Below are 16886 nucleotides of genomic sequence, written 5' to 3'. Positions count from 1 at the left end.
GTGCTGTTTTTTGTTTTTCTCGCGGGTTTTACCTGGAAATGCCTGTGGGATGCCATCGTTGCGCAGCGGGTAAAAACGGCTCTCGATCTCGATGTTTTATGGCATGCATTTTTGGGGAATGAGTTATTACTTCTGGTATATATGACGGTTATGCCTTTTTTGGGGCTCGTGATTCCCGTAAAATGGAAAGAAACCATTTGATAATTTTTCCCGAAATATATATATTATCACCGTGTAAATAGTGCGCTCATGGCCCAATGGATTAAGGCATCTGACTACGGATCAGAGGATTGGGGGTTCAAGTCCTCCTGGGCGCACCATAGAACTGATACGGACTTGCGATATGTATCGTGAGTTTTTTTTATGCGTCCGTTACAAAAAATCAGTTCGGTGTTTTCTTCCCAAAAAATCTTTATTATGCACTTTTAGACTGAGTCGAAGTTGTGTTTTTTTAATTGGGAAATAGTACAATAAAGTGTATAAAAATAATGATAGGTTTCCTGATCAACAAAACGTATCCTTCCGCAGCCAATTCATTGGATGGATACAAGCCGGATGCAAGTGTCCGGTATAGGCCAAGGATGTGACAGCGCCCGCGTATATTCCCGGTCATATGAAGTCAGCAGCATTCTTCTATGGTTACATTACACTTTTTTTATTACTTTTTATTGCCTCAATAATTTGAGCCAATCTTCTCATTCTGGTCTCTTCTTTTTTAGCGTCGGCAAAGTAGCCGGATAATGTCTTCCTGCCCGATGGCGGATAATTCTTAAACTTTTCATAAGTTTCAGGATACTCTTCCAATGCCGCTTCCAGCATTTTAATATGATTTTCTGAGGTGTACTTCACTTTTTTGGGGGACCACATTCCTTCCCGTTGTGCCTCTTCAATCTTTGTTAAGCCATGTTCCGTCATTAATCCTGATTGAATTAATTCCTCAGCCAATCCTCTGTTTCTTTCAGACCAATTGCTATTTTTTCTGCGTGGTGAAAATAATTTTATATATTTTGTACCATCACTTTCACTGTATTTCTTGAATTGTCCATCAATCCAGCCAAAACACAACGCCTCTTCAAGCGCCTCCTGCGGGGTTAAGGTTGTAGATTTCTTACCCTTTTCGAAGATCAGCCATACACTTTCATCCCGGGAATAATTTCGTTGCAGCCAATTCCTGAATTCAGCTCTCGTATGAAATAGTAACTGTTCGTCCATTATTATCTTCCAATGACTGCAGATTTCTTTGAACAACACTGTTTATTATGGTATACTCAACACGACTCGACCTGTCGGTATACGACACCGAAATAATGCAATTCTAAGCACATGATCACCAATATATTACAAAAATTCCGCTTTAAAAAGTGTATTATATGGTTTCCGCATGACACGTATCACTTTCTTCCTTAAAGACTATCCCCATGTTGCCGCCCCTCATCGCCGGTCTTCGAGTTCTTCAACCGATTCTCCTGCGGGAAGACCCGTTGCCATCGCCATTCCTTCGGGACGTTGGGATATTTTCGGTCGATGGCGTTAGGCAGTAGCACGCGGCCTCAGCCTTCGGCCAAATCCCGCTCGTTAACGGTCTTTACGTTATTCAGATGCCCTTCGGCTGAAGAAATGCTAAAAAAACCATTCCAAAATCAAGAAAAATGGGGTAAATGTACCAAAATTTTGCCATTGTCAAATGGCAACAATATAAATAACTAATGGGCTTTATTGCATTTGCGCGATAAAGACCATCAGTGACTACAGATCAGAGGATTGGGGGTTCGAGTCCTCCCGGACGCACCAATTAACTCCAATAATTCATGAAATGGCATTGAGAATACATATCTTCATGCCCGGCATTGAAATGCCGGCCTATTGTCGAGAAGTCCCTGACGGGACTCCTTGAACCACCGATATGTTCAGGTGAGTGCCTGAGGCACTTTTCGGTAATAGCCCGGGGAGTTATCCCCGGTGTGATTTGGTGTTTTTTCCACAAAATGAGTCTTTTTAGTCATCATCTTTATATCCACAGAGCAATGGCAGGATCGAGCGATGGTATAAGAGTCCGAAACGTGAATTTATCAGGCTCAGGATACTTTTTAACCTTGATGATACAAGAATTAGCCCCCCCCAAATGATCCACGATGAATTGTATTGTAATACATTGAAATATAGACCATTAAAGTCTGCGAATTGAATAATCCCCGTTGAAAAGCCCCACGGTCACAACCGGTTTTCGGGAAAAAGAATGGGTGCTGTCTGAACGAGCCGGAGGCTCGTGAATTCACACATTCCCGAAAAACGGGCAGTGAACGGGGAAAAAGGCTTTTCACGGGGTGCCCTTTCCTTGGTTACTTCCTTTGGGCACGCAAAGGAAGTAACATGTAAAAATGGTTCAAAAAAAATGGGGGAGTTGCCACTGATAATGCAAGAACGCTTGTCGAAGTATTTGACGACTATTATATTACAGCAAGCCTTCACAACACAATAGGATACAGGGCTCCGAACGATAAACTCGAGTGACGGGAACAAGGGATATATGCTGACCGAGATCGATAATGTGCCGTGACTCGCAGAGATCAAAATCCACCAAAGCTGCTGATAAATACAATCCCATATTTCTTAAGAGGTTACAATGGATGAGGAGTCAAAAAGATATTATAACCGTGCGTATGAGACACCCGCAGTCAATGAACGCGGTTATCCGGCCTTCTGGCCGCATATGGTAATTCTGTCCCTTATCGCCTGCGCGGCGTTCATTGCGGGATGCGCTTCCAATGCACTCCTGCCGGGAAACTCTCAGGAGGTTTCCCCCCATCCGGAAACTCCGTGGAGTCCGCCCCGACAGGTGATCGAGAAACAGGCGGCCCTTCGGACACAGATTGCAGAAAAGGAGAAAAATGCATCTCTCATTCCGCCTGAATTCCGTGACAACATAAAAAATCTCGGTCTTTCCGATATCGTCGACATCGCGCTTCTCAACAGCAAGCAGACCCGCCAGACGTGGGCCAGAGCCCGGGCAGCGGCAGCGATGCACGGCAGCGAGCGCAGCCTGTACCTGCCGGAAATCGACGCGACGGCTTCCGGTAACAAGCAGAAGAACGCGTCTTCAGGGGAAGGCAGTTCCTCAAGCCAGACCACCTATGAAGCAAATGCTTCACTGAGCTGGCTTCTCTTCGACTTCGGCGGACGCAAGGCTTCGGTTGAAGTAACGCGCGAAGCGCTATATGCCGCCGACTGGAATCATAACGCCGCGATCCAGAACGTCATTCTTCAGGTCGAGCAGTCTTATTATGAGTATTTTGCGGTCAAGGCACTCCTGGCAGCTCAAAAGGCAGCCGTCGACGAAGCGCAAACGAATCTGAATGCCGCCGAGGACCGTCATGCATCCGGGGTTTCCACAATCGCCGATGTTCTCCAGGCGCGGACGGCGCTTTCACAGGCTGTTCTCGCTCTCGAGTCGCTTCAGGGGCAGATCATGACAACGCGCGGGATATTGGCTACTGCCATGGGGCTTCCGGCGAACACGGCCTTTGATGTCGAGCTCCCGGTTGGCGCTCCGCCGCTCGAACGGACAAAAAAGTCGGTCGAGGAGTATCTCGAAACGGCATTGCAGGAACGTCCCGATCTCTCGGCGGCACGGGCGCAGGCACTCGGCGCTGACGCGCAGGTACGGGCAGCGCTGGCGCGGGGCTATCCATCGATCTCTGCGAACGGGAGCATCGGACGGCTTTATTATGACGATCTGTCGAATGGCAAAGGTATCTATGGTGCGAGGATCGGCCTGAGTGTCCCGCTCTTCACCGGTTTCTCCCACCACTACGATGTCATGGCGGCGCGCGCCCAGGCGGATGCTGCGTACGCTAATGCGCAAAACGTACAGGATATCGTCACCTTACAGGTCTGGACAAGCTATTATGACCTCGAAACAGCCGACCAGATGGTTCGTACAAGCGACGATCTGCTGGCGAGCGCGGAGCAGAACCATGAGGTGGCAGCCGGGCGTTACAAAGCCGGTGTAGGGAGTATTCTCGATCTCCTTACGGCACAGGTGGCGCTTGAAAGCGCACGGGCGCAGCAAATAAGGTCACGCACAAACTGGTGGAGCGCTGTTACGCAGCTCGCCCACGACACGGGCACGCTTGAGGCTTCGCCTTCCACCGGTAAGCCGGACACAGGTACGGTCGATAGAAAGGAAAAAAAATAATGCATGTTCATTATCGGGTATCCCTTTTCGTAAGAGCTGCCTTAATGGTTGTCACCGTTGCAGTGATTTCATGGGTGGGGGGGTGCAGAAAGAAAGAGGCCGTGAACACGGCTGCCACAGCCGTACCAGTGATGGTGACCGAAGCCGTTTCTATGAACGTTCCGATAGAGCTGAGGGAGATCGGTGCGGTCGAAGCCTACAATACCGTATCGGTGACCGCCCGTGTCAGCGGACAGCTCATGAAGGTGGGGTTCAGAGAAGGTGATGAAGTCAACGAGGGGGATCTCCTTTTCCAGATCGATCCGCGTCCCTACGAGGCGGCCCTGCTGCAGGCACAGGCGAATCTCGAGCGCGACCATGCTGCTCTCGCGAAAGCTGAGACTGATATTGTCCGTTACAAAGACCTCGTGCAGAAGGACTATGTGACAAAACAGGAGTACGACCTGGTAGTCTCTACGGCAGCCGAATCAAAGGCGACAGTCAAAGCCGATTCGGCCCTTGTCCGGAACGCTCAACTGAACCTCGAGTACTGCGGCATCCGCGCCCCGATCGCCGGGCGTACCGGCAACCTCCATGTGAAAGAGGGTAACCTCATTACGGCGAACAGTTCGAGCCCTCTCGTAACGCTCAATCAGGTTGTGCCGGTTTATGTGACATTTGCGATCCCTGAGCAACAGCTTTCCGAGGTGCGACGCCGTGCGAGCGCCGGAACACTATCCGTGTGGGCCGTTATCCCGACCGATACAACGAGGGTTTTCGAAGGGAAGCTGACGTTCATCGATAATACTGTCAATCCGACAACCGGCACGATCATGCTCAAGGGGACATTCCCGAACAAAGATAAGGCTCTCTGGCCGGGGCAGTATGTCCAGGTGGGACTCGTCCTCGGTAACCATCTCAATGCGACCGTCATTCCTCTGGTGGCGGTACAATCGTCACAGGATAAGAATTTTATCTATGTTGTCGCGCCCGGTGATACGGTGCAGATGCGCCCGATTGTCGAGGGGCCGGTGTACGACGGTAAAGTGGTTGTCGAGAAAGGGGTCACTCCCGGTGAACGTGTCGTTACCGACGGGCAACTGATGCTCAGGCCCGGATCGAGGGTGATGATCAGGTCCGCACTCACGGAGGACGAGCAGGGGGGCCAGAATCAATGAACTTCTCCAGATTATTCATCGAACGCCCGATAATGACGACTCTTGTCATGATCGGGATACTGCTCGTCGGAATCGCCGCTTACCGGAATCTTCCCGTGAACGACCTGCCGACCGTGGACTTTCCCACTATCCAGGTGAGCGCTTCCCTGCCGGGGGCGACACCCGAAACAATGGCCTCGGCGGTTGCCACGCCCCTCGAGCGGCAATTTTCGACAATCGCGGGCATCAGCATGATGACATCAGCAAGCAGAACCGGTTCCACGCGGATTACTGTCCAGTTCAACCTGGATCGGGACATCGACGCCGCAGCGCAGGACATTCAGTCAGCGATTGCAGGCGCACAGCGGTATTTGCCTGCCGGAATGCCGACACCGCCCTCCTACCGGAAAGTAAACCCTGCCGAGCAACCGATACTCTATCTCGCGCTCACCTCGCCCACTCTGCCGCTGTACAAACTGAATGAATACGGGGATACGATGCTCGCCCAGGAAATTTCAATGGTGCAGGGCGTTGCCCAGGTTCAGGTCTACGGTTCGCAGAAATATGCGGTTCGCGTCCAGCTCGATCCCAGCGAGCTTGCGAGCCGTAATATCGGCGTCGATGATGTGAAGAACGCGATCGTTTCCGCAAATGTCAATCTGCCCACCGGTATCCTCGACGGGAAAACCAGGGCTTATACCGTTCTCGCGAACGGGCAATTGCTCAATGCGGATTCCTATAAGAATATTATTGTCGTATACCGTGACGGTCATCCGGTGCGTCTCGACGAACTGGGCAATGTCATCGACAGCGTGCAGGACAACAAAACGGCTGCCTGGTTTGTGAAGAACCGCGGGATGATTCTTGCTGTCCAGCGGCAACCCGGCACGAATACGGTGGCTGTTGCCAATGACGTGAAAGCTCTCCTTCCGGGCTTCCGTAAAACACTTCCCGCATCTGTTGACCTGCAAATACTCTTCGACCGGTCGGAGTCGATACAGGAATCGGTTCACGATGTAAAAGTAACGCTGATCATAGCGCTCATTCTCGTTATTCTCGTTATATTTCTTTTCCTTCGGAATCCCTCGGCGACCGTGATACCGTCCCTCGCCCTTCCGATGTCGCTGATCGGCACGTTCGCTGTCATGTGGCAGTTGGGATACTCACTCGACAATCTGTCGCTCATGGCGCTTACCCTGTCGATCGGATTTGTCGTGGACGACGCCATCGTAATGCTCGAGAACATCGTGCGGCACATGGAGCTCGGAGAGTCTCCTCTTGTGGCGGCCCTGAACGGATCGAAGGAGATCAGCTTCACCATTATCTCGATGACTGTTGCGCTTGTTGCCGTATTCATTCCGGTTCTGTTCATGGGCGGCATCATCGGGAGACTGTTTCGCGAATTTTCGGTTACTATCGCCACAGCCATTCTTATTTCGGGTTTCGTTTCGTTGAGCCTTACGCCGATGCTTGCAAGCCGGTTTCTGCGCCCTCACGGGAAGGAGAGCCACGGGTGGCTCTTCAACCTGACCGAGCGGGCTTTCGACTGGTTGCGTGATGTTTACGGCCGCGGGCTCAGGTGGTCGCTCGACCACATGGTTTTCACTCTCGGATACTCGCTGGTGATTCTCGTTCTGATGGGATTTCTTTTTGTAAAAATTCCGAAAGGCTTTTTCCCAAGCGAGGACACCGGTCGCCTGAACGGTACCACGCAGGCGGTAGAGGGAATCTCATTCGAGGAAATGAAGCAGCACCAGCTCGCCGCGATGAAGATACTCGAGGACGATCCGGATGTTGAGGCGTTCATGTCGAATGTGGGAGGTTTCACCGCGTCGAACCAGGGATTTCTCTTTATAAGACTTGTCCCGAAGTCGGAACGCAAAGCCACTCCCGATCAGATTATCCAGAGATTGCGTCCCAAGTTTGCGATGATTCCCGGGCTGCGGGTATTCATGCAGAACCCGCCGCCGATTTCCTTCGGGACAACCTCATCGCAAAGCCAGTACCAGTATACGCTGCAGGGGACGGATACCGCCAAGCTCTTCCAGGTGGCGCAGGAGATGACAGAGCGGATGAGGGATATCAGCGGTATCGTGGATGTGGTGAGCGACCTTCTTATACGTAATCCTCAGATCAATGTCGTGATTGACCGCGATAAGGCGTCATTGCTGGGTGTTTCTGCCAATCAGATCGAATCCGCTCTCTCCAATTCATTCTCTTCGGGATATATCTCGACAATGTACGCCCCGAACAACCTGTATTATGTGATTCTCGAGCTTCTTCCCCAATATCAGATCGATCCCGAGAACCTCTCTTTGCTTTATGTTCATTCGAATAACGGCCAGCTCGTGCCGTTAAACGCCGTCGCTCAGTTAGAGAAGAACATCGGGCCCGCCTCGGTGAACCACCTCGGGCAGTTACCCGCAGTAACCATCTCGTTCAACCTGGCGCCGGGAACATCGCTCGGGACCGCAGTGAACCAGGTACAGAGTCTCGGACGTAAAATACTCCCGGCCGATATCACCACGAGCTTTCAGGGGACCGCACAGGCATTCCAGTCCTCGTTCCGAGGTCTCGGTTTACTCCTCATCATGGCCGTTCTCGTGATCTATCTCGTGCTCGGTATTCTGTATGAAAGCTTCATCCATCCGGTCACGATTCTCACTGCACTCCCCTTTGCGGGCTTCGGGGCGCTGATCACCCTGCTCATCTTCAACGTCGAATTGAGCATCTATGCGTTTGTCGGAATCATCATGCTTGTCGGGCTTGTCAAGAAGAACGGGATCATGATGATCGACTTCGCGATGGCTGCCCAGCGAGACGAAGGGAAGTCATCACACGATGCGATCTACGAGGCGTGCATGATCCGGTTTCGCCCGATCATGATGACCACCATGTCGGCACTCGTCGGCACACTGCCCATTGCAGTCGGATTCGGAGCAGGCGCGGCGTCAAGACGGCCTCTCGGGCTCGCCGTCGTGGGAGGGCTTTTATTCTCACAGTTCCTGACGTTGTTCGTGACGCCGGTTTTCTATCTCTATATGGAACGGTTTCAGGGATGGATCAAGCGTTTTTTCCATAAGCATGGATGAGGCCGAATACATGACCGGAGTGATTCTGATAAGCTCCTGAACGAATCGATGTAAAAAAGATAGCGGCTGATACAGGCAACGCGGATGTCGATAATGATGTGTGATGCCTGTAACTCGCTGCGGCGCATAGAATATATATTCTATGATGGTGAAAGCTGTGCAGCAGTGCTCAGCGAAAAACTCACGGTACATCGTGTGCCGGTGATTTGTGCACTTTTGAGGCATACTCGATGTAATTGTTGAGCAGTCGTTGTGCCACAACAGCCTGGGGAATTTCGGCCTTTAAATAGGGCACGATACAGAGTGTTGAAAGAATAATTCGTCCGCGGCCGAACGGTACGATACATACCGCGGTTCCGATTTCTTTTTTATGACCGTAAACGGCGGCAACAATAGGTTTTGTTTCAAAAAGTCGTAAAGCAAAAATATCCTGATCATACCGGTAAAAAACCTGGTACTCCCAGTTGAATGCCTGCACCTGGGGGAGTCCTTCGAGAAGCTCGTGTTTACCGGCAACGAAATTTCCCCCGACGGATGGATTTTTCATCGGGAATCTGCCACGGTACTCGACGGCCTCATAAAAACCTTCCGAGACGAGTTCAGCGAATTTGTCGGCATCTTCGATCACAATCGCCGTGGCACCGTTCGCCACCCGGTCCATGATATCATTAATCTGGTACTTTCCTTTGCCTATTATTATATAGGACGGGTCGGATGCTTTCGGATTGAATTGCTGAAGCGTCACATTCCACGTCCGTTTCAGAAAATCATTGATGATACCGGTCGAATCCACCACGGCACCGCCTGAGGACGAAATTTCACGTGAGAGCCCTGCGGTAAACACATCGTCGCTTCCCTCGGCCCTGACAGCGCCTTTGTTATCGGTAAGTTGTGCTTTTACTGTATAATAGCCAGGCGCGCCATCAAGAGTGATTTCAACATTTTCAGCGAGGAGCTGACCGTACTCCTCACCGCCGTTTATTTTAACCCGCACTTTTTGTTCAAAGCCCACGGTGCGGCCGTTCTGTTCAACGGTGATGGCGAGATTATGGGGACCCTTCAGGTCGAGTTCATTGACGATGAAAAAATCGGCAATTACTTTAGACTTTACGGGGACAACTTTCTCCCTGAGCTTTACCGCGATATAAAGCGGACGGCAATAGCGTGAGAATATCTCCGGATTACCGACCGGGTTACGGAAGACATCGACCATACCATTGTGATTGTATTGTTGGGACGAGCCCCATCCGATAATCGTGTAGTTGTCCGCAACATTGCCGATGCGTATGTTTTCAAGAATTCTGCCGTGGTGATAGTATCTGACATTGCCGAGGCTCACCGTGAGCGAATCGACACACGGGAAAAAAGCCCGGAAGCCGCTTGAGGTGAGAAATTCATCATAAGCCTTGAACCATTCCAGATTGGATAGTCCCTGCCACCCGAGCGGTTCTTTTCGCTGATTGTAATAGTCCCTGATGAGTTGCAGTCTCGGCGGTGAACCGAGATTTCCGTCTTCGCCCCAGTAGACGATCTCGTCCCTGGTATCCGAATGCAGATAATATTCACTGGGATTCTTGTAATATGAATCCTCATAGCCCTGTGAGTTAACGGATAGACATTCCTCGAAAAATCCCGTATGGTATTGGGTGAAATCATCAGGTTTCATGAACAGTTTTCTGGCGTCCACCTTTGGAATGCCCCGCGGTATTCCCTGACGGAATGTGATAATGCGGGTGGGATCCATCGTATGGGCCGTAATCATATCCTTTATGTCGCTTTCTTCGGGTTTATCATAGTAGTTCCAGCCCATGTTGTAGATGACAAGCGAGGGATGGGACCGGTCACGCTGTACCATTCTGAGGAACTTTTCGCGTCCCAATGTGCTCCGCAGCGCGGTTTTTTCTTCATTGTTTCGCCGATAGTATCCCCCGGGCTCCGAATAAAACAGAAGTCCGGCCTCATCGGCGGCATCAAGGTCGAGCGGGTAGGGGATGGCCGTATGAACGCTCATCATGTTGTATCCGAGTTTTTTCGCGATATTCATTTCCTTTTCGGCCATTTCCCTCGTTGGATAAATGCCGTTGACCGGCCAGAAACTCCATGAATACGCGTTTATCTGGACAATTCGTCGCCCGTTGAGATAAAACCGTTGATCGCCGTCCTTTTCGCCGATGGTGAACCATCGGAACCCGAACCGTTGTGTCAGCGTATCGTGAATTTTCCCGTCGGGTGATGTAAACGACACTTCGACGGTATATAAATTCGGATGATCGATGTCCCAAAGCTCCGCCCTGGGCGCTTTGACCGAAAAAACATGCTCGGACTCTTTGGGTTCGAGATTCTGTCTGAATTTCTTTTCCCAGATCACCGTTTCGGGATGTTTCCACGGGTATACGGTTACCGTGAAGTTTCCTGATTGGGAGATTCCCGTAATGTTTCTCATGCGGATGATAACGTCGACGTCCTTTGGAGATGGCTTATTCTTCACATAAATATCACTGATGGAAACCGGATCGACCGCCACGAGGGAAACTCTCCCCTGTATGCCGCCAATACCATGACTGGTCGGAATGATGTTGCTGCCCCACCGCGTGCCATTGAGGTCATTATAGTCGAAACTCCCGCCAGGGTCGGTGACACGCACGGCGATCTCGTTGTTTATGCCGGTTTTTATCGCATCGGTTATATCGACCTCGAAAGGAGTATGCCCGACAACATCGTAACCGACAAGGGTACGATTGACAAAAACCTCGGCACGTAAGTGAACGGACTCGAATTGGAGAAAGACCTTTTTCCCGGAAAGTGCGGCACTGCCATCTATATACGTCACCCACCAGGAAACGCCGCGCCAGTCTCCGGCAATACCGTCTATCGCGCCATTATCACCCCAGAAATACTGTTCTACCGTTGCAGGAAGATGCACGGTTCTTTCAAAGGAACTTTTCAGGCCTTCCCATCCGCAGGTGGGGGGATTGACCTGAAGTTTTGTTATATCAGCGGGAGGCGGGTAAATCTCATCATCTATCCACCGGGCGTTATAATCTCTGTAAAGCCCCCAGTCCTGAACTGATAAGTCTCTGGTCATACGATCGGCATGAACGGCGGATACAGATATCAACAACAGTATCAGCATCAGGGGAATAAATAATGAGTATTTCATCCGTAGCTCCAGACGTTTTGGAAAAACTGTATACATGAATTACAACGATTTACCGTACCGGTTTGCTGCCAAAGAAAATTTTCCCAAAGTAATCAGGCTTATGGAAGCTCGGTTTTTCTCCGACTTCCGGGCTCCACTGGCTGTACTGTTCGTTCGTTTTTCCGCCGCACCGGTTCAATCCCACCCGCCACATATCACCCGCAGCGGGAGCGGGTTTTTTTGAGAGCTCGGGATAATCGGAAAATCTGATCGCGATTTCAAGCACCCATGTGGTATCGGCGTCTGCATCGTTATTCACCGTTCCCTGAATACTTTGCGCGATATGAGGGACCATGATCCTGCTGTCTCGTACGTAGATACTTTTCCCCGAACCGGTATAGACGCTGAGGAGATTCCCAAGGCAGTTCATCTCAAACATGTTGTACTTCTTCGTCCCTTCGGGATCAGGATTCCAGAATATCTCCACACAGTCGTCCATATAGGTTTTCGCGTTCGTGTCATAATGGTCCGCGTATATATGCTTGTCATCACAGCGGAAAGCGACATACAAAAACACATCATCCCAGAGCATCTTTACTTCGGTCTGTTCCTTTTCCCCTTCAGTCCACCAGGGAAATGAGAATTCTCCGACCGGGGGCGCCGCAGCCCAGTCCTGTTCATCGAGAATCCCGTCGATGACGATTTTTTCGGTAGATCGCATGACGGTATATTCGGGTAACTCCGCCTGTAACAGTCCCGGCAGAAAAAAACACCAGAGTATGGCTGCCAAACAGTACTTTTTCATTTCCTCGACCTCGGTAAAGGATGCATGGTTCAGGGTTGCTTGTGTCCGTTGCGTTCTATCTTTATTCCATGTCTGACAATCAACGGACAACCGCTATCGCATTTGACTCGATCAATTGTTCTTCTCCATAGAGGTTGTCAACCTCGACACAGGTCATACCCTGCAGCCCCTTTGGAAAATATTCTTTTATAAGTTTAGATAAAACAGGCAAATAATCCCCGGCTTTATTATTACCCGCTTGCGTATCGACAAAATGCTGTAAAAAAACGACATCATCCATGGTAGCCCCATGACTGGCGAGTACTTTTTTCATATTCTCGAGCGTTTGACGCAGCTGGACCTCGAAACTCCGGCCGGTCTGGAAGTCTCTCAGCGGTACTCCGTCCTTGTCGACTTCAGTATCGTGCGGAAGCTGTCCCGCCAGAAAGATCATATTACCCACTCTCGTAGCCTGTGAAAATGAATAATCCTTTTCCCAGAATACGCCGAATTCGAATTTTTCGGGTTTATACGATTGTTTGTATTCATCAAACATCTTTTGGGCTTCTTCACGTGCAAGTGCCCTGATATGCTGATCATTGCTCCCGCACCCCGCCATCAGGATAAAAAACGAAAAAACACCGGTAAATATAATACCCGTATTCCGTATCATGTCGTTTCTCCCGCAATAGTGAATCAATCGATAATTAGTCCCTCATTTACAACGGACGTCCCGGGCATACGTGTTAAAAGAACCGCAGATCTTTTCTGGTAAGACCATAGATATCGGCTCCCATATGACCACGAGGCAGCGTCCGGTAATCGTTTATCCGTTCTATGCCATCTTTCGTGATTTCATAAATGGTAATGGTTTCAATATTGTTGTTTCCAAGTCCCCGCTCATTGGCGTTCCTCAGATAGGGCAGCTCTCGAGGGTCTTGTCCCATGAGCCATGCGGTTACAGCATCGCACTCAACCATGGAGCACGAAATGGTAATGAAATTATTCAGGTGAAGCGCCCCGGCGCCATCAGCGCCCGTTATACCTTCGACCATTACAACGTACGGCTTGACATTCGAAACAACATCCAGAATTCTCTGGCTCCACTGCTCCTCCCAGAACAATGTCATATCGGGTTTGAACGTGTTATTCTTGTATGCTTCCCATCCGCCGGCGTCAAAGTACGCTTTAGCCTGCCCGCCGATATCCCAGTACTTGTAACCCATCTGGGCATGTTTGACGTATAGACGCTCGATTTCCTTTTGATAATCCGGATTGAATACCTGTACTGACGGCTGAAGGCTCATTGCATTCTTTATCGACCATGTGTTATTATTACCATGGCCGGCTCCAGGATGCCACGGATTGCAGATATGCATATAACCTACGGGCATGGTACCCTGAAAGTTTTTAATCGTGAGAGTGGTAAAACATACAAGATTATTGCGTGTTTTTGCCATGTCGATAAGGGTCGTATCTTTTTCCTGGACAAGCTTGAAAAAAGGAATTTTCTTCATCACGACCCCTTCCGGGTAGTCTATCCAGGTAATATCCGATTTTTTGTAATCTCCCCATTTATAAAGAGCACGGCCGCCTTCGGTGAAACAAACTCCGTGGTCGCGCATCATTTCACTGATACCGGACTGCACGAATTGTTCGTGGCTCGCCGCGCCGTTCGAGCCGACTATGATATTGGTATTTCCCAATCCCTTCAAACCGTCACAGAATCCGACGACAAACGACGGATGCGTCGAATGCCCGCAGTTCAGGCTCCGTTCATCGTCGTTGAAACCGCCGACAAAATTGGGTTTTATATAGGTGGTTCCGCCTTTTATCGTACCTTTACGGAACATCCTGAGCGCCGTATCATAACCGGCGAGCTGGAATTTTTCCTTTGCCGCAGGAAACTTTCCGTCCTGTTCACGCTGTAAATCGATATTCGTGCGGATAAGGAACACCGCACGGGGATTGTCCAGAATTTCCTCCCTTAGAACGGGAGGTATGTTACCTTTTTTGTGTTTTTCGGCGTAGGATATACCGTCCTTCACGAGGTTTATTCCGGGATCAGCCCTCCCTCCCGGGCTTTCGATGCTTTTGGGGGCAGCATGAACACTTCCGGCTAATACCGCCAGCCCCGGGAGCGCAGCCATGCCCGTTTTTATGAAATCGCGACGTTTTACCATAATCACACTTCTTTTCTTTTAATACATCTGCTTCGATTGATATGTTCATGCGGACAAAAACTGATTGTTTATTTACACCTATTATTATCAATAGAAACAAGGTCCGAGTGCTCTTATTCTTTTACTGTCACGGCCGTGGTCAAGGGCGTAAATACCAATGGGAGTACGCTTTAATGTCCGGTAATCGGAAACTTTTTCCAGACCTTTTTCACTCAGGATATAAATGGGGATTTTTTCGATATCATTTTCGCCCAAACCCCTCTCTTTAGCGATTCTCAGGTAAGGAAGTTCCCGGGGATCATGGCCCATGATGTAGGAGGTAATCGCATCCACTGCCACCACAGACCGGCCTATGGTTATAAAATCACTATGGATAATACTGGCTTCTCCTCCTCCGTATTCCGCCGGGAATACTCCTTCTACCATATTTAAATCCGGTTCCGGCAGAACCTGGCGGCAATCGCATATCCGCTGAGCCCACTGTTCGATCCAGAACGTCAGGGGACTGGCGATAGTATGAAGCTGCTCAAAAGCTTTCTTCCTCTCATCGCCCTCGCTCTTTTCGTAAACTTTGTACACTTTCATAAAAGCATCATAACCACCCTGGGATTTGTAAGACTTGTAAAAATCTCCCTGATCCCAATACTTATATCCCATTTCAGCATGCTTTACATATGATTTTTCAACAGGAATTCTGTAATCGCGGTTAAAATCATCCATGAAAGTCTTACGGGTTAAATCGAGGCTGACCCATGCATCGCATATATGTCCGTAACCCCTCGGCATCATTCCCATGTGGTTTTTGATTGTGAGTGTGGTAAGACCGACCGGGTGCGTATGGGCATGGGCAATGTTAATTAATGTCGTTCCCTTCTGAAAAAGGGGTTTATACGTAGGGAAACGCCGGGCAATGACACCTTCGGGGTTTTTATGCCACATCAGTTCGGACTTGTCATAATCCTCGAAGTGCGCAACATGTGCCTCGATCAAGGGAAGATTATGGGCATTCAACAAGTCTTCGAGACCGGACTCCACAATCTGCGGGTGGTAAAGGGCGCCACGGGTGGTTGTGGCAGTGTTTGTGTTGCCGAGGCCATGGAGTATATCAGCCATTCCGACAGTGAAATAGGGGTGAACAATATTCCCATTAATAAAAGTGGGATTGGCCCCTCTGATTCCCCCTACAAGGTTAGTGTGTAAGATTGTTCTACCGCCTTTGACGGTTCCCTTTCTGAACACCAGCTCCCCGACACGATTTCCGAGATGTTCGAACTGATCGTTGCAATGTTTCCATTTCCCATTATCGTCTTTTTCATTGTTGATACCTGCATAGACAATGAAAACTGCATTGGGATTTTCAAGAATCTCTTCACGAATAACCGGGGTTGTATTATTCTTTTCGCCTTTTTTGAGGATTTCAACTACGTCCCTGATTCTCAAGCCGGTGCTTTCGAGTTTCCCATCGGGCTCATAGTCCATTACGGGTTTCCCTACAGCATCTTTTTCAAATCCATATAATGCTGCTGCGGTAGACGCTGCAGTCACTAAAAATTCACGTCGTTTCATGATACTCTCCTTCTAAGGGGGCTGTGAAAAAGAATATTTTTCACGAGCCCCATGAGGCAATGTGTTGTTTTGTTGTTGTCAAGGGCATGTAAATCAGCACTTTGTACCGACCCTTAACAGTTTATATCTACGTAAATGGTGTTTATCACAACGCTTCTGAAGAAGCGTTTATTTTAATTCCAGAAATGTAATCTTATTCTTAAGAAAATATACTGGCATTCTCATATCACCGATTGAGCACCGCTTAACATCATAGTATATTCCGTTTTCCTCCCAACCATAACCATGAGCATCAAATGATATGGGTACACCGTTGTATTCACCCAGCAGGAGCTGGCATTGAACCCCGCAGCTCATGACAGTGACAAACGGCTCATGTTTCAGTATAGCCGTGTACTGTTTTTCTTTATCCCACTCGGGAAATACAACATCCCTGTTGTTCCCGAAAGCAGGGAAAAGAGAATTATCCAGGGGGAGGTCGAACCCGAAACAGGCAAAAATACCTCTATGAATTCCATGGTGCTGACTGCCGAAACAGGCACCGGACCAGTCATAGGGAGTGTCGAGAAGCTTCATTGCGGTTATCACAATATTTCGCCGCGTATAGGGGAGATATCCGATGCTGATATCGGCATCTTCGGCAAGCCATGCCGTTTCGGTGGTAAACTGCCCATCAGTCTTTCTGACCGGCACTAAAATTTTACGGTGGTCACTTTTCGAGGCAAGCGGTATTCGATCTCCCATCTTAAACCATCCGGAAGCATATATACAATCTTTATCCGAATAAAACT

12 protein-coding genes and 1 tRNA gene are annotated in these 16886 nt (G+C 49.5%); 6 read left to right on the top strand and 7 right to left on the bottom strand.

Translation table 11 applies throughout. From position 1 onward, the window contains the following. Both LLG96_08250 and LLG96_08245 read left to right on the top strand, forming a co-directional pair. A partial coding sequence (locus tag LLG96_08250) for a hypothetical protein (GenBank protein ID MCE5250197.1) occupies positions 1-201 on the top strand: 201 nt, incomplete at its 5' end. A 42-nt stretch (positions 202-243) separates the two neighbouring features. After that, positions 244-320 (top strand) — tRNA-Arg (locus LLG96_08245). Between the two features lie 319 nt (positions 321-639). On the opposite strand, the gene LLG96_08240 is transcribed toward LLG96_08245, so the two are convergent. After that, on the bottom strand, positions 640-1212 hold the full coding sequence (locus LLG96_08240) for a YdeI/OmpD-associated family protein (GenBank protein ID MCE5250196.1): 573 nt from the start codon (positions 1210-1212) through the stop codon (positions 640-642). A gap of 169 nt (positions 1213-1381) precedes the next feature. Between LLG96_08240 and LLG96_08235 the strand changes: the two genes are divergently transcribed. The 4 genes from LLG96_08235 to LLG96_08220 all read left to right on the top strand — a co-directional run bounded on the left by LLG96_08235 (position 1382) and on the right by LLG96_08220 (position 8423). Beyond that, entirely contained in the window at positions 1382-1534 is a 153-nt protein-coding gene (locus LLG96_08235; protein MCE5250195.1) for a hypothetical protein, read from the top strand. Between the two features lie 1089 nt (positions 1535-2623). Beyond that, entirely contained in the window at positions 2624-4195 is a 1572-nt protein-coding gene (locus LLG96_08230; protein MCE5250194.1) for a TolC family protein, read from the top strand. 44 nt (positions 4196-4239) lie between these two features. Continuing rightward, complete coding sequence (locus tag LLG96_08225; GenBank protein ID MCE5250193.1) at positions 4240-5352, top strand: efflux RND transporter periplasmic adaptor subunit; 1113 nt, start codon at positions 4240-4242, stop codon at positions 5350-5352. Next, positions 5349-8423 (top strand): efflux RND transporter permease subunit, encoded by a 3075-nt coding sequence (locus tag LLG96_08220; GenBank protein MCE5250192.1) that lies wholly within the window; start codon positions 5349-5351, stop codon positions 8421-8423. The genes LLG96_08225 and LLG96_08220 overlap by 4 nt, the downstream gene beginning before the upstream one ends. A gap of 181 nt (positions 8424-8604) precedes the next feature. Here the strand turns inward: LLG96_08220 and LLG96_08215 are convergent, their stop codons facing one another. From LLG96_08215 to LLG96_08190, 6 genes are all read right to left on the bottom strand, one after another. After that, positions 8605-11583 (bottom strand): hypothetical protein, encoded by a 2979-nt coding sequence (locus LLG96_08215; GenBank protein ID MCE5250191.1) that lies wholly within the window; start codon positions 11581-11583, stop codon positions 8605-8607. A 49-nt stretch (positions 11584-11632) separates the two neighbouring features. After that, positions 11633-12367: a carbohydrate-binding family 9-like protein gene (locus LLG96_08210; GenBank protein MCE5250190.1), complete on the bottom strand. Its 735-nt coding sequence runs from the start codon at positions 12365-12367 to the stop codon at positions 11633-11635. Between the two features lie 79 nt (positions 12368-12446). Continuing rightward, on the bottom strand, positions 12447-13019 hold the full coding sequence (locus LLG96_08205; GenBank protein ID MCE5250189.1) for a RidA family protein: 573 nt from the start codon (positions 13017-13019) through the stop codon (positions 12447-12449). Between the two features lie 73 nt (positions 13020-13092). Then, positions 13093-14529, bottom strand: coding sequence for a DUF362 domain-containing protein (locus LLG96_08200; GenBank protein MCE5250188.1), 1437 nt, complete (start codon positions 14527-14529; stop codon positions 13093-13095). A gap of 87 nt (positions 14530-14616) precedes the next feature. Next, positions 14617-16095, bottom strand: coding sequence for a DUF362 domain-containing protein (locus tag LLG96_08195; protein MCE5250187.1), 1479 nt, complete (start codon positions 16093-16095; stop codon positions 14617-14619). A gap of 168 nt (positions 16096-16263) precedes the next feature. After that, complete coding sequence (locus LLG96_08190; GenBank protein ID MCE5250186.1) at positions 16264-16839, bottom strand: hypothetical protein; 576 nt, start codon at positions 16837-16839, stop codon at positions 16264-16266. Positions 16840-16886: the final 47 nt, after the last annotated feature.

The sequence above is a fragment of the bacterium genome, assembly GCA_021372535.1.
In the GTDB taxonomy this organism is placed as follows: domain Bacteria; phylum Latescibacterota; class Latescibacteria; order Latescibacterales; family Latescibacteraceae; genus JAFGMP01.
This window is presented reverse-complemented; position numbering and strand designations above follow the sequence as displayed.

Excerpts from the sequence above, each read along its gene's own strand:
- LLG96_08190 (MCE5250186.1), bottom strand. The coding sequence starts at position 16,839 with ATGGGAGATCGAATACCGCTTGCCTCGAAAAGTGACCACCGTAAAATT.
- LLG96_08210 (MCE5250190.1), bottom strand. The coding sequence starts at position 12,367 with ATGAAAAAGTACTGTTTGGCAGCCATACTCTGGTGTTTTTTTCTGCCG.
- LLG96_08235 (MCE5250195.1), top strand. The coding sequence starts at position 1,382 with ATGACACGTATCACTTTCTTCCTTAAAGACTATCCCCATGTTGCCGCC.
- LLG96_08220 (MCE5250192.1), top strand. The coding sequence starts at position 5,349 with ATGAACTTCTCCAGATTATTCATCGAACGCCCGATAATGACGACTCTT.
- LLG96_08200 (MCE5250188.1), bottom strand. The coding sequence starts at position 14,529 with ATGGTAAAACGTCGCGATTTCATAAAAACGGGCATGGCTGCGCTCCCG.
- LLG96_08225 (MCE5250193.1), top strand. The coding sequence starts at position 4,240 with ATGGTTGTCACCGTTGCAGTGATTTCATGGGTGGGGGGGTGCAGAAAG.
- LLG96_08195 (MCE5250187.1), bottom strand. The coding sequence starts at position 16,095 with ATGAAACGACGTGAATTTTTAGTGACTGCAGCGTCTACCGCAGCAGCA.
- LLG96_08230 (MCE5250194.1), top strand. The coding sequence starts at position 2,624 with ATGGATGAGGAGTCAAAAAGATATTATAACCGTGCGTATGAGACACCC.
- LLG96_08215 (MCE5250191.1), bottom strand. The coding sequence starts at position 11,583 with ATGAAATACTCATTATTTATTCCCCTGATGCTGATACTGTTGTTGATA.
- LLG96_08240 (MCE5250196.1), bottom strand. The coding sequence starts at position 1,212 with ATGGACGAACAGTTACTATTTCATACGAGAGCTGAATTCAGGAATTGG.
- LLG96_08205 (MCE5250189.1), bottom strand. The coding sequence starts at position 13,019 with ATGATACGGAATACGGGTATTATATTTACCGGTGTTTTTTCGTTTTTT.